We start from the raw sequence: 21,383 nt of genomic DNA, 5'->3' as shown, positions 1-21,383 counted from the left end.
TTATTTATTGAAGTTATCTATCCATAAATTAAAGCTTGCATCAGAAGGCATTCGCCAGTCACCTCTTGGAGATAAACTTACAGTTCCTACCTTTGGTCCATCAGGCACAGCGGAACGTTTAAATTGCTGGGTGAAAAATCGTGTGATAAATTTGTTAAGCCATTTTTCTATAGTTTCTTCGCTATAGGTATCTTTAAAAGCAATTTTGGAAAGATATAATATTTTTTCCGGAGATGCCCCTTGTCGTATAAAATAATATAAAAAGAAGTCATGAAGCTCGTAAGGGCCAACTAGATCTTCTGTTTTTTGTGCTATATTACCTTCTTTATCTTTAGGTAAAAGTTCCGGGCTTACAGGTGTATTTAGTATGTCTAGTAGAATTTTTGATGTAACGTTATCTACTTCTTTTTCAGCCACATATTTAACTAGATATCTCACTAAAGTTTTAGGTATAGAACAATTTACAGAATACATGGACATGTGATCACCATTATAGGTACACCAGCCCAATGCAAGCTCTGATAAATCTCCAGTACCAATTAACAGTCCAGCTTCTTTGTTGGCAATGTCCATTAATATTTGAGTTCTCTCTCTTGCTTGAACATTTTCATAAGTTACATCATGGTTTTCAGGATTATGGCCTATATCTTTAAAGTGTAGAAGACATGCGTCAACTATGTTTATTTCTTTAAGGTCAGTATCTGAATTTTTGCATAGACTAATTGCATTATTATAAGTTCTATCAGTAGTACCAAAGCCTGGCATTGTTATGGTGAGAATATTCTTTCTTGGTAATTTTAGCATATCGAAGGTCTTTATAATTACTAGTAATGCTAGAGTTGAATCTAAACCACCAGATATACCAATTACAGCTTTTTTTAGATTAGTATGTTCTATTCTCTTTGCAAGGGCAGCAGTTTGAATATTGAATATCTCTTTGCATCTAACCTGGCGGACTGACTCATCAGCAGGTACAAAAGGATGCTTATCAATAAACCTGTTAAATTCACCTATATATGTATTTTTAAAATTAAAGTTAATAATTTTACTTTTAAATGGGCAAATTTTTATACTATCACTGAAGCTTACATTTTTTGTTCTCTCCATATCTAGTTTATCAAAATCTATAATTGAGGTTATAACTTGATTTTCTCTTTGAAATCGTTCATTAGCTTTGACTATTAAACCATTTTCTCCAATAATAAGATCACCGCTAAAGAGTAGGTCTGTGGATGATTCATAGACTCCGCTGGAAGCATACACATAGGCACCCATACATCTGGCGCTTTGATTTGAAACTAGACTTTTTCTGTAATCGGCTTTACTTACAACTTCATTTGAAGCAGAGAGATTTCCAATTATATTAGCACCACAAAGGCTTAAATAAGAACTTGGAGGAATGGTAACCCAAAGATCTTCGCAAATTTCTAGCCCCAGTTTTAGTTTACCTGAACTAAAGATTAAATTTGTGCCAAAGGGAATATTGATTTGAAAAGGTAAGTCTACTGATTCATCTATAATCCCCAAACCTTCAGTAAACCATCTCTTTTCATAGAATTCTGTATAATTAGGTATATAACTTTTAGGTACAATACCTAATATTTTGCCATTAAATATTGTAAAAGCACAATTATATGTACAATAGTTGCGAATTAAAATTGAACCTACTACTATTAATACATCTTTTTCCTTTGAGAAAAGACAAAGTTCCTCAAGAGCATCGTAGGATTTATGAATAAGTTTTTCTTGATAAAATAAATCTCCACAGGTATAAGAAGTTATAGATAGTTCAGGAAATATAACAAGCTTTGAATTGTCTTTTAAAGCTTTAACTATGCAGCTTTTTATATTTTCTAAATTAAAGTCTATATCTGATACTCTGGTTTTTGGGCAGGCAGCAGATACTTTTATAAAAGAATTTACCATTATTCTCACTCCATTTCTTAATGAAAAAAGTTTGACTCATTTTCTTTAATATAGCTTAACATATTGTGCATTTTATATTCAATATAATAAGATTAATTAATATCCATAGTAAACATAAGAAAATTAACGATAGGAGGAGGGGGCATGATATACAGTGGAGAAAAGTTAGTCAAGTGGTTTAAAATACTGCTTAATAAGTGAAAACAAAACTTTATTTAATGATATAAATACGATATTATAATTTGTATAGACAATATATTTAAATACATAATTATATTGAATATGAATTTATTGTATTATATTTTACATAAATGTTATACAATTAAATAAATGTCCTTTATATAAATTTATTATTAGAGTATTTGCTTTATAAAATTAATTAATTAAGGGGGGATTTGAATTGAAAGATGCATTACAGCTTTGGGTTGTTATAGCCATAACTTGTTTAATTATTGATTTTTTAACTGCTGGTTTTCTTTTTGTATGGTTTACCATTGGCGGCATTGGAGCTATAATAGCATTATCCTTAGGATATTCTTTTCCTGTACAGATTGGTGTGTTTGTGGTATTAACTGGAGTGTCCTATTCTATAGGTTATCCTTTCGCAAAGAAATTTTTAAATAAGGATATACCAAAAACTCCAACCATGGAGGAAAACTTTATTGGCAGAGTTATTACAGCTGAAAAAGACATTAAAGAAAAAGGAAGAATAAAACTTGATGGTATATACTGGACTGTTAAAAATGAAGGAGTATATTTATCGGAGGGTGAAAAATTTAAGATTATAGGTCTAGAAGGAAATAAGCTTGTCATAAAAAAAGAAGAAAAAGGAGAGGATATTGAATGATTATTCCTGTATTAATTATTATTATTCTTATAGTTATTATTTTATTAAGTTCTCTTAAAGTTGTTACTACTGGATACTTATTTGTAGTTGAAAGACTAGGACAATACCATAGAACTCTTCAACCAGGTTGGAATTTTGTAATACCTTTTGTGGATTTTGTCAGAGGAAGGGTTTCAACTAAACAGCAAATATTGGATATTGAACCTCAAAGTGTTATTACTAAGGACAATGTTAAAATTTCTATTGATAATGTTATTTTCTTTAAGGTTATGGAGGCAAAAGACGCTATCTACAATATTGAGAACTTTAAATCTGGTATAATATATTCTACTATTACAAATATGAGAAACATAGTGGGAGACATGACATTAGATGAAGTTTTATCTGGAAGAGATAGGATTAATTCTAAGCTACTAGAAGTAGTAGATGAAATAACAGATGCCTATGGAATTAAAATACTTTCTGTAGAAATTAAAAATATTATCCCACCTACAGAAATTCAGCAGGCTATGGAAAAACAGATGAGAGCAGAAAGAGATAAAAGAGCAGTAATTCTTGAAGCAGAAGGTAAAAGACAAAGTTACATCTCCATAGCAGAAGGAGAAAAACAGGCAAAAATTCTTCAGGCAGAAGCAGAGAAACAAGCTAATATAAGACGAGCAGAAGGACTTAAAGAAAGTCAGGAGTTAGAGGCTGATGGTAAAGGTAAGGCTATAGAAATAGTTGCAATAGCACAGGCAGAGGCTATATTAAAAGTTAACAAGGCAATATTGGACTCAGGAACTAATGAAACTGTAATAGCATTAAAACAAGTTGAAGCTTTACAGGAAATGGCTAAAAACCCTGCTAATAAACTTATACTTCCTAATGAAACCTTATCTTCACTTGGCAGTATTGCTGCAATAGGAGAATTATTAAAAAATAAATAGAATAGGATTAAAATTATAAATAAAATATTAGAGTAATTATTTAGCTGTTTTCCTTTTATGGAGATAGAGTATTACAGCGGCTAGTAATGAAATAAAAAGTGTGTATTTATTAGTAAGAATGTTGTACTAAAATGTTGAAAATTTTAGTACAACATTTTATTTTTTAAAAAATACTGCACACAGCATTCGATGATGTAAAACTTAATTCTCATGAAAATAATATGTATAGAGGATAATATTATAAAATATATTTTTATATTGTTACATAATATATTTAAGCAAATATGATAGATACTATTCTGTTTATTATTTGGATAAATAGAAAAAAATATAAATAATTTATTTACCACGAGAAATGTTTATAGTATTATAATATCAAGTAATCATACTTGGTGTGAGTTTATTTCTTTCACTAAGTTTAAATAAATTATTCAGTAACATGTGTATGGTGTCCAAGCTTAAGAAAAGTAGATAAAACAAAATTTATGTTATATTTGTTACCGTTTACCTTAAAGTGGTGAAAATGTTGCAGTAACTAATCATTAGATAAGGCATATGAAAATAAATAGTAAGTCAAAGATGCGACGGATATTTTTAATCATACAAGGAAACGGGTTCCGAGGATAGTGAGCTATCTGAGGGTTCTGTTGACGTAGTAGGATTCAAAATAGACTAGAATACTGACTAGTTATTTATTTGAATATGCCTAAATATATAATTTAATTTTAAAATTATTTAAGTCATATGCAAATTAAGTTTAGGAGGATAATTTATGATAGTAAAACCAAAATTCAGGGATTTTATATGTGTTACAGCTCACCCGGAAGGATGTAGAAAAAATGTCTTAGAACAAATAGACTACGTAGAAAAGTTTAAATTATCAGGTGGATTTAAAAAGGTGCTTATAATTGGCGCGTCTACAGGCTATGGATTGTCTTCTAGAATAGTTTCTACTTTTGGTTATAAAGCTAGTACTATTGGAATAATATTTGAAAAGCAGGCATCTGGAAATAGAACTGGTACTGCAGGCTGGTATAATACTGCAGCTTTTGAGCAGGAGGCCTTAAATAAAGGTTATTATTCTAAAACTATTAATGGAGATGCATTTTCTAAGGAAATTAAAGACAAAACTATAGAATTGATAAAAAAGGATTTTGGAAAAGTGGATATTGTCATCTACAGCATAGCCTCACCTAAAAGAAAAGATCCACTTACAGGTAAAATATCCTATTCGGCTTTAAAGCCTATAGAAAAAGCCTATAAAAATAAAACTGTAAATTTTCATACCTTTAAAGTATCCAATGTTGAAATTGAGCCAGCTAGCGAAGATGAAATAGAGCAAACTGTAAACGTAATGGGTGGACAAGATTGGAAGCTTTGGATTGACGCATTGATGAATGAAAAAGTGCTTGAACAAGGTGCAACTACCATTGCATACTCTTATATTGGACCTGAAATCACATATCCCATATATAGGCAGGGTACTATTGGTAAAGCTAAAGAAAATTTAGAAGCCACTTCTCTACAATTAGATCAAAAGTTAAAAGCTATAAATGGAAAAGCGTTTATTTCAGTAAATAAAGCTTTAGTTACCCAATCAAGTTCTGCTATTCCTGTAGTTCCATTATATGTCTCTGTACTAGACAAAGTTATGAAAGAAAAAAATATTCAAGAGGGATGTATTGAGCAAATGTGTAGATTATTTTCCAAAATAAACAGTGGTAATCTTCAATTAGATGAGAAAAATAGAATACGATTAGATGATATGGAAATGAGGAAAGATGTCCAAGAAGAAGTGTGTAATATCTGGGACAGGATAACTACAGAAAACATTACAAATTTAACTAATATTAAAGAATTCCAAAGAGATTTTTTTAAATTGTTCGGATTTGAATATAGTGATATTGACTATGAAAAGGATACTAATGTTGATGTAGATATGATAAATATGATATAGATAATACAGCATTTATGCATAAATCTAAATATGAAATATATGCAATTTAAGGAATTTATTTTTATAATTATTATATTACTTGTAAATGTAATCATAAAGATTTATTATTGTATTATAAGGTATATGAAAAGCAATACAATTAAGATATATGAAAATAAATAGTAAGTCAAAGATGCGACGTATATTATGAATCATAGATGGAAACAAGTAACTAAGATAGTGAGGCTATCTGAGGGCTCTGTTGATGCAGTAGGATTCAAAATAGACTAGAATACTGACTAGTTATTTATTTGAATGTGCCTAAATATAAATAAGTTTAAAAGTAAAATTATAGCTTGAATAATTTAATCATTGAAAAGGAGAGTTGTTTGATGAGAATAGTAATGCTTTCTTGGGAATATCCACCTAAAAATATAGGAGGATTATCTAATCATGTACATAATCTTTCTAGGGCCCTAACTTTATTAGGTCATGAAATACATGTAATTACCTGCGAGGAAGGTACGTCACCAGTGGAGGAAAATGATGATGGTATTATAGTTCATAGAGTTACACCATATAAAATAGATACTGAAGATTTCACAAAATGGATTATGCAGCTTAATTTTTCAATGATTGAAGAATGTATTAGAATTATAAGGAAAATAGGTAAAATAGATATAATTCATGCCCATGATTGGCTTTCAGCCTATAGTGCAAAGGCACTAAAGTGGTCTTTTAATATTCCTATGGTTTCTACTATACATGCTACTGAAGAAGGAAGAAACAATGGGATAAGAACAGATATGCAAAGATATATTTCTTCAACAGAATGGCTTTTAACATATGAATCTTGGAAGATTATATCTTGCAGCAATTACATGAAGGAACAAATTATAAGCAACTTTAAAGTAGCAGATGATAAAATTTGGGTAGTTCCTAATGGCGTGGATTCAAAAGGGTTTGATTTTGAATTTAATCCTTTAGAGTTTAGAAGAAATTATGCTTTAGATGATGAAAAAATAATATTTTTTATAGGAAGACATGTTTTTGAAAAGGGAATTCAACTATTAATAGATGCTGCACCACGAATAATAGCGGAATATAGTAAAGCAAAATTTGTAATAGCAGGAACAGGACCTATGACGGAAGAATTAAAATATAAGGTTAAACAAATAGGGCTTGAAAATAAAATTTTATTTTCAGGATATATGAATAATGAAATTAAGAGTAAATTATATAGAGTTGCCAATATAGCAGTATTTCCATCACTATATGAACCCTTTGGGATAGTAGCTCTGGAAGCTATGGCAGCAGGATGTCCAATTGTAGTTTCAGATACTGGTGGATTAAGTGAATTAGTAAAGCATAGAGTAAATGGAATGAAAATGATAAATGGATTGGTAGAAAGTCTTAAGGATAATGTGTTAGCACTGTTACAGGATAATGAATTATGTGAACGTATAAAAGAAAAGGCTAAAGAAAGTGTAAAAGAGAAATATACCTGGGAAGAAGTTGCTAAGTTAACAACTAAAATGTACACTTTAGTTAAATCGGAAGCTTTAGATACAGAGTGGGATGTGGATAAAAAAGTTTTTACAGAAACTAATTTAAGCGATACAAAGAAAAGCAAAAGAGTTGTTTCTTCTAGAAAAACAGAAATAGCTAAGAAAAAAATCCAAAGTTCTGAAGAAACTAAGCCAAGAAGAAGGTCGAGGAAAGTTACTGCAGCTAATGCTGCTACTGTAAGCAAAATAGAAGATACTTCCTCTGAAGCTAAAAGTAAAACCAGGGCAGCATCAAATGCGGCTAAAACTAAAGAAACTCTTAAGATAACAACTAGAACAAAAACAGCAAGTAAAAATGCCAATGAGTCAAAACCGGATGGGGAAGCCTCCGAGGCAATAAAAGCAGCTTCAGAAATTGAAAGTGCTGTAAGCAAAGTAGAAGATTCAGCTAAAACAAAAATAAGGAAGACACGTACAAGGAAACCAACTGCAAAGTCTGCTTCCACTGAGAAAATCAGCGTAAATAGTAGTGATGGTGAGATTGAATCTACTAAGAAACCAGTAAAAAGAACTAGGCGAACTAAAAAAACTGAAGAATAGAGCAAATAGGACATACTGTAAATATGCAGCTAGTAAAAGATATCTAAAAAATCATAAAATATTTTTGTAAATAAGATGGCTTAGTAATTGGAAATTTATTGCTAAGCCATCTTATTTAATTTTCTTTTTTCGTTTTACTGAAAATCCGAATTTACCTAAGGATTTTTCAGGTAAAGGATAGTATTCACCGTGGCAATAGCTTATAAGATTTGCTTTTTCATAATGTATTTTACCATATTCATCTATTAAGTCTTCATCTACATTAACTTTTAAAATTTCTGCTAAAAATAAATGGTGGGTTCCAAGATAAAGGATATTTTTAACTTTGCATTCAAGTGTTATAGGGCATTCATTTATCATGGGGCAGTTTATTTCGCTGCTATTGGATAAATTAAAATTCATTTCTTTAATCTTATCTATTTCTCTGCCAGATTTAACGCCGCAGAAATCTACTTTTTTTATTAAGGATTTAGACGGAAGATTTACAACGAACTCCATAGTTTCAGTTATATATTCATAAGATAATCTTTCAGGGCGTATTGCTATAGTTAGCATAGGCGGCTTTGTACATGCAGTTCCAGCCCATACATAAACATCGTATAAAATATTATAAAAAAGTTACATGTAAATTCATTGAATCACTGTTGTATTCAACCTTTTCTATGAATTTATTTATTGCTTCTCTTTTTTCAGAAATATCAAGTTTTTCAAAGTTGCTAACAAATTGATTGAGCGCAGTGTATATAAATTCTATTGGTATGTTAGAATTATCTAATTCTTTTTGTTTCAATAAAAATAATTCTTGCTTTAATTCTTCATTTTGAGAGGTTAGTTCCTCAACTCTTATTAAATAACGCTTTGCTGCATTTATTAAATGTATCAAAGTCCATATTAGCATAATTTTTAAGACTTTTTATAAATTTATCATCTAATATTGATTGTTTTATCTGTTTAGTATCACAATAATCAACACCATAGGTTTTTCTTCCTGTACATACATAAACATATATGATGCTGCCATCTTTATTTTTATGATTATGACTTACAGTTATAGGTGATCCACATTTGGCACATTTCAAAGTACCTGTTAAATAGCTAACCTGTGATTCTTTGGGTCTAGGATTTTTTTTAGTTTTATCTTGTATTAATTGTATTTTAAGCCACGTATCAGCTTCAATAATACCTTCATGTTTACTAATAGTATAAAAAACATTGACTTGTCATTCCAACGATGTTTACCATTACTGTAAGGACGTCTGTTATAAGATAGAATACCATGTATGTTGTCACAAGTACCGAATACATCACCAAAATTTTTTAAATATTCAACAACATTTTTATTCACTTTAGCATATACAGGCGATGTTAATATATTTTTAATAGTACTTAAGCTCCATTTAATACCATTAAAGTACAACCACTTTTGAACATTGCGCATACTTTCTGATTCTATGTATTTTCCAAAAATTTCTTTTATTAATTGTAACCTCGATTCATCTAATTTTAAATATGTAGCTTTCTTATTATTTTCTTCAACTCTTTGTGTGATATATCCAAAAGGTATAGTGCCGCCAGTCCATTTCCCACTTTTAGCAAGTTCTCTCATGTTATCTTTTACACGTTGAGCTATATTTTCACGCTCCATTTGAGCAAAACCACTTAACATTAATAGCATCATCTTGCCCATAGGACTTTCAGTATCGAAGTTTTCTGTTATACTAATAAATTTAACATTGTACTTTTTAAACTCTTCAAAAGTATTTAAAAAGTCAAGAACATTTCTTGATATTCTATCGATCCTATACACTGCAACTACATCGAAGTCGTTTAGTTGTTTCATCATTAGCTTAAAAGAAGGTCTGTTTATATTAGCTCCTGTAAATCCTTCATCTTCAAATACCTCAAAAGATACTTTGTCATTTCTTAAATTAAAATATTCTTTACACATTTTAATTTGATTTTTAATACTATCGCCTTTATCTGTCTCAACTGATTTTCTTGAATATATAGCTACTCTCATTTTTTATCCCTTTTATTTTTTTCAATTCTTTGTATTATTTCTTTTTCCAATACCTTTAGTATAAGATTTTGAGCCATTTCATTAAGCTTGCCATCTTCTTTTATGATACCCGTATCTATCATTGAATCTATTAATACGTCCAAGCTTTCATGATTATAACATTTTATATTTTCAGGATTTTCACCTTCTGTCCAATGAGATATAGTTGTATTAGTTGCCTGTGATAACTTATCTATGAAATCAACAGTGCCTTTCACTCTACCGCCTTCTATTTCAGCGATTCCACTATGGGACATACCAACCATTGTTATATGTAGCTGAGGAAATGAATGTTGATGATAAAGATTTAAATACAGAGCCGGTAGATGTAGAAAAGGAAAAGAAAAAGAAAATGAGGTACCAGAGCAGCCAAAGCCAGTTCAAATAGAACAGAAACAATATTTAATGGAACTTGGAAGACAAAAAGGTTTAGTAATCGGTGAAGGCAAAGGATCAGATGTGTCTAAGCTTGAAGCACTTGCGAATGAACACAAAATAAGTCTTAGAGGTTTAACTTATGACAGTGCAAACACTCTTCTAAAATTAGTTGAAGAATACACTGAGGTTGTAGACGTTGAGGTAACTCCTGTAAATGATGACCCTGGACCAGATGCTCCACCTGAGGATATTGACGATGCAGATCCATTTTAAGAGGTGATTTTATGATTACAAGTTCAAATATTTTTATAAAATCTGATGATGATTATTCATTCAACCCTGAAAGCAAAGATACTCTTATCCTTAAATGTCCAGAAACAACATGGATAATTGGCTCATGGGATGCTTTTAATAAGTTGTTTACAGCTATAGACCAAGTGTTGCATGAAGAAAAAGAAACTCATTCATCATTACAGGATAGATTATTGGAATCAGAAACAAAGACAGATAAATTAAGAGAAGAAAATGAATACCTAAGGGAGCAATTAGAATTAAGGAGGCAAGCATGAAAGATATAAAGGTAATTAAAGAACAAATAATAAATCTTTTGAGTAATGTCAAAAGAGAAAATATAGATAAGGTTGTTAAATATTTGGTAGAGGGCGATTTTTTTACCGCCCCCGCTTCAACCAGATTCCATGGAAATTTTTCAGGAGGACTTGCAGAACACAGTCTTAATGTCTACGAATTATTTAAAAGAAAAAATGAAATATATGATTTTGGACTAAGCTATGACACGGTTACAATTTCTTCATTGCTTCACGATATTTGCAAAGTGAATTTTTATACTGTTTATGACAAGAACGTTAATATTGCAAAAACAGGTGAAAAACCGAAATGGATTAAAACACCTGCGTATGGGGTTAATGATTTAATGCCTATAGGACATGGTGAAAAGAGCGTTATATTGCTTCAGCAATTTATAAAACTAACTAAAGAAGAAGTTATTCTTATACGTTGGCATATGGGTGGCTATGAAGCTAAAGAAAATTTAAATACTATAAGTGCAGCTTGGAATATGTATAAAGCTGGCGTTGCCCTTCATACAGCAGATTTAGAATCTAGTTATATATTATAGAGGATCATTTTGAACCAGGCGAAAATAGTAATCAGATTAAGTTCAAACAGTGAGGTGAAATAGATGAATAAAATACAACTTGTGGGCCACTTAGTAAAGGATCCTGATCTTAAATTTATACAAGGGTCCGGAACTCCTGTAGTGAAGTTCACTTTGGTAATTAACAGACCTAGATTTGACAAAAACAAGCCACAGGAAGCAGACTTCTTTAATTGTACAATGTTTGGGAAAAGAGCGGAAACAATAGCTAATTATGTTTTTAAGGGACATTTATTTGGCCTTAGTGGAAGAGTGCAAATAAATAAATATGCAGCTCAAGATGGTACTAATAGATGGAGTACTGATGTAATGGTTGAAGACTTTGATTTATTACAACCTAAGGGAGTGGATAATAATTCCAAAAATCAAAGTAGCAAGGTTCTTGAACCTGTGAAAAATAATGATGAATATTTAAAAGCGGATATAACGCCCATAGATGATGGTGATATACCTTTTAAGATAGCAGTTAGTCAAGCTGCTTAAACAAAAGGGCAAAGAAATTTAATTCAGAAAGTAAAAAATAGCCCTGTGAAAGGGCCAAGTGGATATTTAATAAAAGTAGCTACTGTGTTATTGTATCATTATTTACAATAATATACAAATTAAGAGAGTTAATGAATTTGTAAATTTATTAAAGGCTGTCCAAAAATTATTAAGAAAATCTACTTATAAATCTTGTACACAAATACATTCTAATATGGACTTTTGACCTTTGTGTTGGTGATTATAATCGTGATTGCAATTCTATTTTTGTTAGTATTTGTGTTATCTGTTGCTCTATTTGTTGTGTTATTCGTTGTATTTCTGCTTCTATTTGTGCTTGTGTTTGAGCTTGTATTGGTGGTATCGCTGGTATCGCTACTCTAGCAGTATCATTTGTAGAAATAAGATTTTTATCAACATTTAGATTTGCCATGCGTTTCTCTTCCTTTTCTTATAATTTAGATATTATAAAGATTATTTAATATCCTGCTATATAGTATTTAGGAATAATGGAAGTGGTGATAGTTTTACGTAAACTGAATATGGTACGTTGTAAATTTAGATGATAGTATTAGTATTTCTTCTTATATTTATGTTTAATTATTATGATAATTAGACGAATCTCCAGGAGGTAGAAGCGTGAAGCAAATTAGTATTTTAGATGAAATTATAGTTGATAACTTTGCTGGGGGTGGTGGAGCAAGTACAGGCATTGAGTTAGCAATAGGACATAGCGTTGAAATAGCAATTAATCATGATCCTGCAGCTATAGCAATGCATAAAGTATAAAGTAAACCATCCGAGTACAGATGGGTGCTATGGCTGATTCAGCAGAAAAGCAGCAGGCAAAGGCAATATTATTTGAGGATAGAATATCAGAAAGTCCTACATTCGGAGCCATGGAACTTGGTACTCAAGGATTTATGATATCTGATCAACTTAACGCAGAGGGACAGTGGATTTTTAAAACTTTTGGAACTGGTAAGGGATTTTTTGCAGATTTAATTGTTGCAGGTAAACTGCTAGGGGGTGCTGTAGAGTTTGATTTAGAAGCGGGTACTTTAAAAATATTTCACAGTGATACTACCTATAGTATTTTTAGTGCAGATGGAGTAAAAAGAGTTATTGATGGCGTAGAGTATGATTATACTTGTTTAGCTTATACAGGTGTTGCGATTATACCAGATACTGCAACCTCAATAACTATTCAATTACCTGATAGATTTAAAAAAAAATCATTTACAGCTACAGCTCAAGCTGCTAGTTTGCAAAACTTGGCAGATGGTTTTGCATTAAAGACTTATGAAGTAGGTGTTAGTGGTTATGATTATCCAAATGCAAGATTTAGTATTGATGGAACTTGTCAAGCAATACAGATATCTAATCCTTCAAATGCACCAAAGATAGATTTTGGTATTACATTTATGGTAATAGCATAGGGGGTTAAAATGTGGAGGATACAAAATTAACTTTATTTTATTCTAAGCAAACAGGAGCAATTACAGCTTTCTGCACAGGAATGCAAGATATGTCTTATTTTGCTTCAAATGAAGAAGACATGAAAATAATATGGGATTTTATAGTAGCTGATTATGACAAATATATTATAAAAAATAAAGATGATTATTATATTGACCTAAGTACTAAAACTGTAAAAAGTAAATAAAAGCTAATCACGCATCCTAATTATAGGGTGTTTTTTTAATATAAAAATTTAAGGAGGTGCAGAATGAATCAAAAAGAAGTATTCAACAGTATTATAGCAGGACTAGGGTGCTTTTTTACTTATGCATTTGGTGGGTGGGATAAATGCCTTATGGCACTAGCATTTTTTATGGCCATAGATTATGCCACTGGAGTATTTAGTGGTTATGTCCAGAAAAAACTTTCGTCTGATATTGGAAGAAAAGTTATCTTTAAAAAATTAACTATAATATTTGTAGTTATTATGGCAGTTGTACTTGATAGGCTTATAAACAATGGAACATGGGTGTTTAGGACACTTGTATGCTATTTTTATATAGGCAATGAAGCTATAAGTATTTTTGAAAACGCTGCAAAAATGGGTATTCCGGTACCTAAAAAGTTAGTAAATGCAATGGAACAATTAAAAAAAGAGGAGGAATAGCATATGAAAGGAATAGATATTTATTCAGGAACTATTATTACAGATTGGAATGCAGTTAAGACAGACGGTGTAGAAGCAGTTTATGTAAAGGCTACAGAGGGCATAAACTACATTAATCCTTTAATGGATAGCCAGTACAGAGAAGCTAAGGGCAGAGGATTGAAGGTGGGATTTTATCACTTTGCTGGTAGAAACATACCAGCACAAGAGTACCAACACTTCATTAATACTATTAGCAAGTATCAACAAGATTTAAAACCAGTATTGGGCTATGAAGTAGCTAATCCAGATATGAGTTTTGTTACTGTATTTATGGCTCTTAATCCTGGTTTATTGTCGTATGCAGCTCACAACGTAGCTGATCAATCAGGACTTCCTAAGAATAAAATATGGATTGCAGAACCAGGAGCAACTCCAGCAGATACCAAAGGTTATGCCGGAATACAGCATAGTTGGACTGGAAGAGTAGCTGGAATGCAGGGTGATGTAGATGTGGATCTATTCAGTAATGATGTTTTAATAGATAGTAATAATGTAGTTTTAACAGCTTCATCAGCTCCACAGCAACCGGTACAGCAAGGTGATCCAGCAGTAAGAATAATTCAGCAGCAGTTAAATTATCTTATAAAGGTCAATTTAACAATAGATAGCATAAGAGGAGAATTAACTAATAATGCAATAAAAGCTTTCCAAGGAATAATGGGTTTAGTCCAAGATGCTATATGGGGGCCTAAAACTATAGCTGCAGTAACAGAAATTTACTCAAAACCTTTGGATGGAGTACAGTATCAACACTACGAATACGCAACTAGATTTATACAGTGGATTGTAGGTGTTACTATAGACGGTGTATTCGGTAATGAAACTAAAATTAAAGTACAGAATTGGCAGGCAAGCACATGGATTAATTCCAGACGGAGTAGTTGGGACAGCAACATGGGCTAAGATGTTAGGTTAAAAGGGATTATAGGAAACTATAGTCCTTTTTTTATAAAAATAATTATAAAAAGAGAGATAACTTTTTAGATTTTATCTCTCTTTTTATTTGTATGTAAAAATATTTACTGATTATATTTGTAGTATTTCCTGTAAAAGAAGATATATACATCAAAATTAAATAAATTGGAGGAATGTAAAATGTTAAGTCAAACAGTTATAAATGAAATTATAATCCCTATAATTGGTGCTGGTGTTGTTACAGTATTAGAGATTGGAAGAAGGCAATTAAAGAATTTCCTAGATGCACATAAGGAACTTATAGAAAAGCAAAAAGAAGCTCTTGAAAAGACTATTGGTACTGAGCAATATAACAAAGATGTAGCAGTGGTTAAAAATACAGTTAAGGCAGTAGAACAGTTAGGCAAGGAATTTAATTGGGAAGGTGCTATTAAGCACAGTAAAGTACTTGAATTGATAAAAGGCAAGACAGGTCTTTCAGATGATGAAATCTTTAATATAATTAAGGGTGCTGTTTTGGAAGTTAATTCCTTGAAGAATAATAGTATAGTACAGAAATAATTAGACATAATAATATTGTCTATATCAATGAATGATTCTTAATACATTATAAAGCCTAGAGTTTATGCTCTAGGTTTTATTTTGCAATTTTAAAAGAAATTTTAAATTAATCTACTACAATTATAAGATATATTACAATTAGTACCAATATAATAAAATAACTATATTATTGTCGAATTGAATTTATTGAGTATTTTCTTAAAAAGTTCTATACTAAAGAAAAAACTTGATGTAAGCTAGCATCTTACATCAAGTTAATGTACTTTCAAATTATATCGTACCTTTATTATATAATATGGTTTTTGAAAGTGCAAGGATGATGTTTATAAAATAAAGCAATTTGGTAATATGTCAAGAACAAAATGAAAAGAAAAAGAAATGATTTTGAAAAAAATGGGTAACCTTAACAAGCATACGTCAAACTTAGAACGTATGTTCGCAAAACTATTTATTTATCTACCCTATTTGAAGAGTAGAGTTGATTTTTAGCCAGCAATCCAAAAATCAAACGAATCAATTTACGAGATGTTAGTGCGAGTGCTCGTTTATGCTGATGTGTAGTTACTTCAGCAAATTTCTTCTGATAGAATTCTTGATATTCAGGAATATATCTTACGATACTTCCAGCAGCTTCTATCAGATAATAGCGCAAATAACGGTTGCCTGCTTTGTTCATTGGTGTGTTTTCAGCCTTAAAACCACCAGATTGATTTTCCTTCCATACGATGCCAGCGTATTTAGCAATGGCATTGTTATTAGGGAAAGCATGAACACTACCTAATTCTGAAAGAATGCCACTAGAGTAAACAGGGCCGAACCCAGGTATTGACATTAAAATTTGGTATTCAACGGGGTTCATTCCCATAACTGCTTTTTCAATAGCCTTGTTAATAGCTTTAAGTTCTTTCTCAAAAGCCTGAATACAATTAAAAGAGCAGGCAATTGAGGTTGTTAAAGGCTCATACAAACATTTATCAAGGCGGTATGAATTACGTGCAGCCTGCTGCAGAATTTCAGCAGTCATCTGTGGATTGGAAATCCGCTTGCGACTTTTTTTATTGACGAAGTCAACAAGATCTTCAATTGAAGTATTTGCAATATCTTCAGAAGAAAGAAAATCTGTCAATATAGATGACGCAGTAGCACCATATTTATCAGAAAAAGGATGATCATCACCCTGTAACAAAGCAAATTCACTAAACTTGAGAAATACATTGGATAACATGTAAGTCTTTTCTCTGGTTAAGCATTCAACAATATGAAGCCTGTGTCTTGTAAGTCTTTGCAGAGCAAGATATTGAGAACCCCGCCAGGGTTCAGTATGAATTCTGCCAACTCTTGCAAAATCAGCAATAACAAAAGAGTCAATGCTGTCATTTTTATCAAGAGAATTGAAGGAATCTTTGTAGTTAGCAACTTCCTTAGGGTTTAAGCAGTAAACATAAGGCTTGTAAGGCATAAGTCTTTCACTTGAAGATAAAAAATTGGCAATATGTACTCCGTAAAAGGAAGTAGATTCTAAGCCGATTATTACAGTTTTAAAAGTGTTCTTTTCTAACACTTTAACAAGCATGGATTCTAATTGTTCTGCACCAAATTGTGTATTAGGAACAGGCTCCATTTTAATCAAGAATTCTTGATCAAAATTAATAGCAGAGACAACATTTTGTCTCGCACCAATATCGATACCAACAAATAGAGTTGATAAGTAATCTAATTTCTTCATGAAATCACCACCTTTCAAAAATAATGAGGAAATTAGAAAGGAATTATCCTAATCCAAAGTACTGACTGCAACCTCGCGTAATTAGCATTTATCCAGACGAAAAACCTTGCTGGTGGCTACGAAAGGATATGCAACATTTGTGTAAGCAGAATATGATACTTTGGTCAGGCTGCAAGCTTTCTAGGCAATAACAATAAGTTTTGCAGGAGAGATAATGCAGTAACCTTTGCTAAAGTTCCATAAGGACTATTTTAGCATTAGGAAATCCTTTGATAAATAGTAAGTTAAAATGTATAGATTTGAAAGTTAAAGAATCAGCAATATTGAATTGGGAGAATCCCCATTAGAAAAATAGAGATGCTTTCTTAATCTATACAAAATATAAAAAATAAATAAGTCTATAACAGTTATTTAACTGACTATAAACTTATTATACGAGGAGAGAAATTAATGGCAAATCAAAAAATAAGAGTTAATTATTATTACCCGATGTCAAAATCACAAGAAAATAAAATCTATGACCTTTCAACAACTCTTAAAGGATTAAGTGAAATGGTGGCAGAAGAAAGGATTCTTCTTGATGGAGAAGGGAATATACAATTAAAAAAAATTAACTATGATGAAGATAATAAAAGATGGAAGTTATGTTTTCTTAGAAATCGGATTGATGCACCTTTTAAGACAAGATTAAATGACAATATAGATACAGCTGAAGCTTTGGATGATGATGAATTTGTTGGACAAGAATGCTGCATGATATATGATGAAGAATCATATATAGTAGCATTACAAAATAATAGAAACAGCATTTCTTTCGGTGGAGTTTCCTAATTTTTAACTAAATTCACTAGGAAAGGTGTTAGTTTATCTCCAATAGTATATCAAGATAAATACTGTGAAATATCTGATGAAACTGAAATTGAGTATAAAAGTGTAATTATTGGTTATACTGATGTAACTAAGATTAGAGAGCTTGCAACACTAGATGATGATGAAGCGATTCAATTTCTTGCAAAATTAACTAATGATATGTCAGCTGTTAATGGTAAACTTGAATTAAGTGTCGGAAGAACAACTAATTTTCTTGGTAAGCCAAAATTAAAGAAACTTGTTAATTTTTTTAAAAGAAATAAAGAAGTAACAAGTAATCTCAAAGTTAAGATGGTAGATAATGATACAATTAGATTGATAGATTTAATGAGTAACAAAGCTAATGACCAAATTGAAATATCAATAACAAAAGATGATCCAAAAACATTCAATAAGATATTAAATGCTATAAATTTTGTATTTGATGCGGCATTAGATACAACATTTGATAAATGTAAAAAAATTGTATAGAACTAATTATTAAGAGGAAGTAGATATTATGAAATTAAAATGGTGGTGTAAGAATTTAATATTATACAGTATACTAATAATAATTTTTGTTATTTTATTTAATAGGTTTGGAATTATAAATAAAATTAATAGATATATTAATTTTGAAACTACTTTGTTAAAATTTCAGGATTTACTTTCAATTACAATAACAGTACTAGCAGTCTTTGTAGGAGCAATTATCACTGTTGCAACTGTTCTTATTTCAATGTGCGATCGAAGGATTATTAGATTAATTACTAAAAATGACAAAGCAGCATATTTAATATCATGCATAAAGATATCTATTTCAACTGGATTAGCTATAATTATGTTACTAGCAATAATTTATGCAAGACTTGATTTTAATATTTATATAGCTAGGCTAATTCTATTATATATAGTTGGATATTTAATGCTAATTTTTATTAGTAAGAGCAAATTGTTAATTCACGTTGTACTTAGTATTTTAAATGAGTCCTTTAAAGGGTATGAAAATTTTATTGATCATGGAGATTTTAAAAAACCTAAAAAATAAAATAAGTATAAAAAGTTAATAAAATTATGTTTAAATTATTTTAGCATATCAATTCTATAAAACATTAAAAGGTACACTATTCATCCAGTGTACCTTTCATATTTTATAAAGGAGATTCAATGATTTTTCATTATAGTTAGATTATTGACATATGTATACAATGTATTCAATTGCTAGGCTTTTATGATATTAATTCGTTATAGTAGAATATTATAAATTGAATTCGGAAATGTTCTTGTAAAATTCTATATAATTGAATTTTACAATATGAGTTTCATTAAATTATCTATCTGCTCGTCTTGTCCTAATTTAAAAATATGTGAACTGTACTTTTTGAACCCTTGCTTTTCATAGAAGCTTATTGCATTTATGTTTTTTTCCCATACACCTAACCAAATATAACTTTGATTATTACTTTTAGCTATTTTTACAGCCTTTTCTATTAACTTTTTACCAATATGTTTACCCTTATATTCCTGTGCTACATAAATTCTTTGAATTTCTAATGATTTATCATATACTTTATTTGTCTGCTTTCTAATGAAATTAAGTTTCATATAAGCAATTATTTCATTATCATTTTGGACCACATAAAATCTTGAATCATTATTTTTTATTTCATTCTCTAACTGTTCATAAGAAAAATTTTTTTCAATATAATCTTCTATATTTTCTTTTAAATTTTCATCATAAAAAGTTTCATAAAATGTCCTTTCTCCTATTTTCTTAAGTTTTTTTATATCTTTTAAATTACATTTTTCAATTATAATATTATCCATAATTTTTTTCTCACTTTCCATTGTAAATATTAACATTTTATTTAAATATATAGTAATTTATATAATACCATATTATAGATTAGATGGTAAATTATAATTAGCAAGCTTGAGGAGTATTAATTCTATATAGTGATAATTATGTTAAATTAAAAAGAGCAGTCGGCTTTTTTTAATCTATAGTAATAGAATGTTACGAAATAACTTTTTAACATTATTTAGCTTAATCTATAACTTCATGTCTTCCTTTAATAAGTGACTCTATAGCATTATCCCTTTCTTTTTATAAGTACTCTGATAATCATCATTTTTTATTAATTTTTAAAATAAATAAAAATAAAAAAGCCATCAGAAATATTATTAAAATATCTCCCAGGCTTTTATCCTTCCGTGTACACAGTTAGCTGTGCGTTTTCTCTCGGACCTGCCAATTATAAACTGCGGAACCCTAGAAAACTATATAAATTTTTTAGTCATTTATAAGTTGCAACTTATAAATGAATTTTAGCATAAGACAATATATAAATCAACTTTATATACTTTTTTCTTCGCACTATGAGAATGTTTCGAACTATGTTAAAAACATTACTTTTCACTCATATATTAGTAAAAATTTTAAATTATTGTATCGTCTTTATGTGCTTTTAAAGCATTTGTCATCATTTTCATAACTTCATACATAGTATTTTCTGCTTCAATTTCCTGATCTACACCATAAACATATTTGGGAAAATTCAAAGGTTCTTGTATTGACCAAATCTCATCATGCTTTTCAGCAGGGAACATCTTCACCGGATTACCAATAGCTATCCATCCAATAGGCACGGACTCATTTTCTGGAAGCGTAGTTTTTATATGAACAACTCCGTTTATTTTAACAACTGAACTTTTGCATAGTTTTGCACCATGGAATATAGAAGCGCCTGTAGCAATAAAGACACTATCTTCAACTGTACACCCTACCACATGAGCGTTAGGTCCAATCAATACTTCATTACCAATTTTTAAAGAATGTTTAACTGTACTTCTTAAAACTGCATTTTCTAATACTACACAATTATCACCTATTTCTATAGTGCCACCTTCAGCAATTACTGCAGCACCATACATAATCCTTGTATTTTTACCAATTCTAACATCACCACATATCGTAGCATTAGGCGCAATAAAAGCATTTGTATCAATAATAGGATCTTTTCCTAAATGATTTATTAACATAATCCCACCACCTATATTTTTTATATATTTCATAAATCATATTATTACATATGTTAATTCGTATTTTAATTATAACTTGGATTAAACAGTATTTCCAGATTTTATTTACGGAATAAAACAAGATGAATCACAAAGACACATCTTGTTTAAATGAAACAGTTATGAAAAAATATTATTGATAATTATAATGGAATATATTCATTAGCAGTATAAAAATAAAGCTGATAAAATTGTTAATACATATTTATTAATTTATTCATTGATATTAAACGTATAC

The 21,383-nt window shown here is 30.1% G+C and carries 24 protein-coding genes, 2 pseudogenes and 1 riboswitch; of the genes and pseudogenes, 16 read left to right on the top strand and 10 right to left on the bottom strand.

All coding sequences use genetic code 11. The features are described from left to right. On the bottom strand, positions 1-1,926 hold the full coding sequence (locus CLOPA_RS15215; RefSeq protein ID WP_015616321.1) for an NAD(+) synthase: 1,926 nt from the start codon (positions 1,924-1,926) through the stop codon (positions 1-3). Between the two features lie 400 nt (positions 1,927-2,326). On the opposite strand from CLOPA_RS15215, the gene CLOPA_RS15210 reads away from it, so the two are divergent. The 4 genes from CLOPA_RS15210 to CLOPA_RS15195 all read left to right on the top strand — a co-directional run bounded on the left by CLOPA_RS15210 (position 2,327) and on the right by CLOPA_RS15195 (position 7,746). After that, positions 2,327-2,773 carry an NfeD family protein gene (locus CLOPA_RS15210; protein WP_015616320.1) on the top strand — a complete coding sequence of 149 codons (447 nt, stop codon included), beginning with the start codon at positions 2,327-2,329 and terminating at the stop codon, positions 2,771-2,773. Then, the gene (locus CLOPA_RS15205; RefSeq protein ID WP_015616319.1) at positions 2,770-3,702 is read left to right on the top strand and encodes an SPFH domain-containing protein; all 933 of its coding nucleotides are present in this window, start codon (positions 2,770-2,772) and stop codon (positions 3,700-3,702) included. Before CLOPA_RS15210 ends, CLOPA_RS15205 begins: the two co-directional genes overlap by 4 nt. A 772-nt stretch (positions 3,703-4,474) precedes the next feature. Continuing rightward, positions 4,475-5,659, top strand: coding sequence for an enoyl-ACP reductase FabV (fabV, locus tag CLOPA_RS15200; RefSeq protein ID WP_015616318.1), 1,185 nt, complete (start codon positions 4,475-4,477; stop codon positions 5,657-5,659). 371 nt (positions 5,660-6,030) lie between these two features. Further along, positions 6,031-7,746 carry a glycosyltransferase family 4 protein gene (locus tag CLOPA_RS15195; protein ID WP_015616317.1) on the top strand — a complete coding sequence of 572 codons (1,716 nt, stop codon included), beginning with the start codon at positions 6,031-6,033 and terminating at the stop codon, positions 7,744-7,746. Positions 7,747-7,857: 111 nt separating this feature from the next. On the opposite strand, the pseudogene CLOPA_RS15190 reads toward CLOPA_RS15195, so the two are convergent. From CLOPA_RS15190 to CLOPA_RS15175, 5 genes and pseudogenes are all read right to left on the bottom strand, one after another. Further along, positions 7,858-8,331, bottom strand: a pseudogene (locus tag CLOPA_RS15190) (flavin reductase family protein); the annotation flags it as partial. A gap of 22 nt (positions 8,332-8,353) precedes the next feature. Next, positions 8,354-8,629: a hypothetical protein gene (locus CLOPA_RS15185; protein WP_041710918.1), complete on the bottom strand. Its 276-nt coding sequence runs from the start codon at positions 8,627-8,629 to the stop codon at positions 8,354-8,356. Continuing rightward, complete coding sequence (locus CLOPA_RS23885) at positions 8,583-8,825, bottom strand: recombinase zinc beta ribbon domain-containing protein (protein WP_051115659.1); 243 nt, start codon at positions 8,823-8,825, stop codon at positions 8,583-8,585. The genes CLOPA_RS15185 and CLOPA_RS23885 overlap by 47 nt, the downstream gene beginning before the upstream one ends. 65 nt (positions 8,826-8,890) lie before the next feature. Then, positions 8,891-9,766: a recombinase family protein gene (locus CLOPA_RS15180; RefSeq protein WP_051115658.1), complete on the bottom strand. Its 876-nt coding sequence runs from the start codon at positions 9,764-9,766 to the stop codon at positions 8,891-8,893. Then, positions 9,763-10,062, bottom strand: a complete 300-nt coding sequence (locus CLOPA_RS15175; RefSeq protein WP_242834205.1) for an XRE family transcriptional regulator — start codon at positions 10,060-10,062, stop codon at positions 9,763-9,765. The genes CLOPA_RS15180 and CLOPA_RS15175 overlap by 4 nt, the downstream gene beginning before the upstream one ends. A 148-nt stretch (positions 10,063-10,210) precedes the next feature. Between CLOPA_RS15175 and CLOPA_RS26200 the strand changes: the two genes are divergently transcribed. From CLOPA_RS26200 to CLOPA_RS15155, 4 genes are all read left to right on the top strand, one after another. Further along, the gene (locus tag CLOPA_RS26200) at positions 10,211-10,456 is read left to right on the top strand and encodes a hypothetical protein (RefSeq protein WP_015616314.1); all 246 of its coding nucleotides are present in this window, start codon (positions 10,211-10,213) and stop codon (positions 10,454-10,456) included. Positions 10,457-10,467: 11 nt separating this feature from the next. Then, positions 10,468-10,752, top strand: a complete 285-nt coding sequence (locus tag CLOPA_RS15165; RefSeq protein WP_015616313.1) for a hypothetical protein — start codon at positions 10,468-10,470, stop codon at positions 10,750-10,752. Next, positions 10,749-11,321: an HD domain-containing protein gene (locus CLOPA_RS15160; protein ID WP_015616312.1), complete on the top strand. Its 573-nt coding sequence runs from the start codon at positions 10,749-10,751 to the stop codon at positions 11,319-11,321. The genes CLOPA_RS15165 and CLOPA_RS15160 overlap by 4 nt, the downstream gene beginning before the upstream one ends. Positions 11,322-11,384: 63 nt before the next feature. Next, positions 11,385-11,843 (top strand): single-stranded DNA-binding protein, encoded by a 459-nt coding sequence (locus CLOPA_RS15155; protein ID WP_015616311.1) that lies wholly within the window; start codon positions 11,385-11,387, stop codon positions 11,841-11,843. A 241-nt stretch (positions 11,844-12,084) separates the two neighbouring features. On the opposite strand, the gene CLOPA_RS15150 is transcribed toward CLOPA_RS15155, so the two are convergent. Beyond that, entirely contained in the window at positions 12,085-12,276 is a 192-nt protein-coding gene (locus CLOPA_RS15150; protein WP_015616310.1) for a hypothetical protein, read from the bottom strand. 206 nt (positions 12,277-12,482) lie between these two features. Between CLOPA_RS15150 and CLOPA_RS24475 the strand changes: the two genes are divergently transcribed. The 6 genes from CLOPA_RS24475 to CLOPA_RS15125 all read left to right on the top strand — a co-directional run bounded on the left by CLOPA_RS24475 (position 12,483) and on the right by CLOPA_RS15125 (position 15,489). Continuing rightward, positions 12,483-12,632 (top strand): DNA cytosine methyltransferase, encoded by a 150-nt coding sequence (locus CLOPA_RS24475; protein ID WP_015616309.1) that lies wholly within the window; start codon positions 12,483-12,485, stop codon positions 12,630-12,632. Positions 12,633-12,661: 29 nt separating this feature from the next. Beyond that, entirely contained in the window at positions 12,662-13,282 is a 621-nt protein-coding gene (locus CLOPA_RS15145; RefSeq protein WP_041710917.1) for a hypothetical protein, read from the top strand. Positions 13,283-13,293: 11 nt separating this feature from the next. Continuing rightward, positions 13,294-13,509 (top strand): hypothetical protein, encoded by a 216-nt coding sequence (locus CLOPA_RS15140; RefSeq protein ID WP_015615719.1) that lies wholly within the window; start codon positions 13,294-13,296, stop codon positions 13,507-13,509. A 63-nt stretch (positions 13,510-13,572) separates the two neighbouring features. Further along, the gene (locus tag CLOPA_RS15135; RefSeq protein ID WP_015616308.1) at positions 13,573-13,971 is read left to right on the top strand and encodes a phage holin family protein; all 399 of its coding nucleotides are present in this window, start codon (positions 13,573-13,575) and stop codon (positions 13,969-13,971) included. Between the two features lie 3 nt (positions 13,972-13,974). Beyond that, the gene (locus CLOPA_RS15130; RefSeq protein ID WP_015616307.1) at positions 13,975-14,916 is read left to right on the top strand and encodes a GH25 family lysozyme; all 942 of its coding nucleotides are present in this window, start codon (positions 13,975-13,977) and stop codon (positions 14,914-14,916) included. Positions 14,917-15,108: 192 nt separating this feature from the next. After that, entirely contained in the window at positions 15,109-15,489 is a 381-nt protein-coding gene (locus tag CLOPA_RS15125; RefSeq protein WP_015616306.1) for a hypothetical protein, read from the top strand. A gap of 448 nt (positions 15,490-15,937) precedes the next feature. Here CLOPA_RS15125 and CLOPA_RS15120 read toward each other — a convergent pair whose 3' ends face one another. Continuing rightward, positions 15,938-17,215, bottom strand: coding sequence for an IS110 family transposase (locus CLOPA_RS15120; protein ID WP_015613850.1), 1,278 nt, complete (start codon positions 17,213-17,215; stop codon positions 15,938-15,940). 450 nt (positions 17,216-17,665) lie between these two features. Here CLOPA_RS15120 and CLOPA_RS26655 point away from each other — a divergent pair. Both CLOPA_RS26655 and CLOPA_RS15105 read left to right on the top strand, forming a co-directional pair. Beyond that, positions 17,666-18,556: pseudogene (locus CLOPA_RS26655) on the top strand (DUF6731 family protein). 28 nt (positions 18,557-18,584) lie between these two features. Beyond that, positions 18,585-19,112 carry a hypothetical protein gene (locus tag CLOPA_RS15105; RefSeq protein ID WP_015616304.1) on the top strand — a complete coding sequence of 176 codons (528 nt, stop codon included), beginning with the start codon at positions 18,585-18,587 and terminating at the stop codon, positions 19,110-19,112. A 260-nt stretch (positions 19,113-19,372) separates the two neighbouring features. On the opposite strand, the gene CLOPA_RS15100 is transcribed toward CLOPA_RS15105, so the two are convergent. After that, complete coding sequence (locus CLOPA_RS15100; protein ID WP_015616303.1) at positions 19,373-19,891, bottom strand: GNAT family N-acetyltransferase; 519 nt, start codon at positions 19,889-19,891, stop codon at positions 19,373-19,375. 364 nt (positions 19,892-20,255) lie between these two features. Beyond that, a riboswitch (guanidine-I (ykkC/yxkD leader) is annotated at positions 20,256-20,351 on the bottom strand. Positions 20,352-20,503: 152 nt separating this feature from the next. Further along, positions 20,504-21,106, bottom strand: coding sequence for a gamma carbonic anhydrase family protein (locus CLOPA_RS15095; RefSeq protein WP_015616302.1), 603 nt, complete (start codon positions 21,104-21,106; stop codon positions 20,504-20,506). Positions 21,107-21,383: the final 277 nt, after the last annotated feature.

The sequence above is a fragment of the Clostridium pasteurianum BC1 genome (assembly GCF_000389635.1).
Classification (GTDB): Bacteria; Bacillota; Clostridia; order Clostridiales; family Clostridiaceae; genus Clostridium_I; species Clostridium_I pasteurianum_A.
The sequence above is the reverse complement of the archived record's forward strand: the minus strand, read 5'-3'. Positions and strand labels throughout refer to the sequence as shown.

Bases quoted from the DNA above. Each gene is read 5' to 3' on its own strand.
- CLOPA_RS15215 (WP_015616321.1), bottom strand. From the start codon at position 1,926: ATGGTAAATTCTTTTATAAAAGTATCTGCTGCCTGCCCAAAAACCAGA.
- CLOPA_RS15205 (WP_015616319.1), top strand. From the start codon at position 2,770: ATGATTATTCCTGTATTAATTATTATTATTCTTATAGTTATTATTTTA.
- fabV (WP_015616318.1), top strand. From the start codon at position 4,475: ATGATAGTAAAACCAAAATTCAGGGATTTTATATGTGTTACAGCTCAC.
- CLOPA_RS15195 (WP_015616317.1), top strand. From the start codon at position 6,031: ATGAGAATAGTAATGCTTTCTTGGGAATATCCACCTAAAAATATAGGA.
- CLOPA_RS15180 (WP_051115658.1), bottom strand. From the start codon at position 9,766: ATGAGAGTAGCTATATATTCAAGAAAATCAGTTGAGACAGATAAAGGC.
- CLOPA_RS15175 (WP_242834205.1), bottom strand. From the start codon at position 10,062: ATGTCCCATAGTGGAATCGCTGAAATAGAAGGCGGTAGAGTGAAAGGC.
- CLOPA_RS26200 (WP_015616314.1), top strand. From the start codon at position 10,211: ATGGAACTTGGAAGACAAAAAGGTTTAGTAATCGGTGAAGGCAAAGGA.
- CLOPA_RS15165 (WP_015616313.1), top strand. From the start codon at position 10,468: ATGATTACAAGTTCAAATATTTTTATAAAATCTGATGATGATTATTCA.
- CLOPA_RS15160 (WP_015616312.1), top strand. From the start codon at position 10,749: ATGAAAGATATAAAGGTAATTAAAGAACAAATAATAAATCTTTTGAGT.
- CLOPA_RS15155 (WP_015616311.1), top strand. From the start codon at position 11,385: ATGAATAAAATACAACTTGTGGGCCACTTAGTAAAGGATCCTGATCTT.
- CLOPA_RS15150 (WP_015616310.1), bottom strand. From the start codon at position 12,276: ATGGCAAATCTAAATGTTGATAAAAATCTTATTTCTACAAATGATACT.
- CLOPA_RS15145 (WP_041710917.1), top strand. From the start codon at position 12,662: ATGGCTGATTCAGCAGAAAAGCAGCAGGCAAAGGCAATATTATTTGAG.
- CLOPA_RS15135 (WP_015616308.1), top strand. From the start codon at position 13,573: ATGAATCAAAAAGAAGTATTCAACAGTATTATAGCAGGACTAGGGTGC.
- CLOPA_RS15130 (WP_015616307.1), top strand. From the start codon at position 13,975: ATGAAAGGAATAGATATTTATTCAGGAACTATTATTACAGATTGGAAT.
- CLOPA_RS15125 (WP_015616306.1), top strand. From the start codon at position 15,109: ATGTTAAGTCAAACAGTTATAAATGAAATTATAATCCCTATAATTGGT.
- CLOPA_RS15120 (WP_015613850.1), bottom strand. From the start codon at position 17,215: ATGAAGAAATTAGATTACTTATCAACTCTATTTGTTGGTATCGATATT.
- CLOPA_RS15105 (WP_015616304.1), top strand. From the start codon at position 18,585: ATGAAATTAAAATGGTGGTGTAAGAATTTAATATTATACAGTATACTA.
- CLOPA_RS15100 (WP_015616303.1), bottom strand. From the start codon at position 19,891: ATGGATAATATTATAATTGAAAAATGTAATTTAAAAGATATAAAAAAA.
- CLOPA_RS15095 (WP_015616302.1), bottom strand. From the start codon at position 21,106: ATGTTAATAAATCATTTAGGAAAAGATCCTATTATTGATACAAATGCT.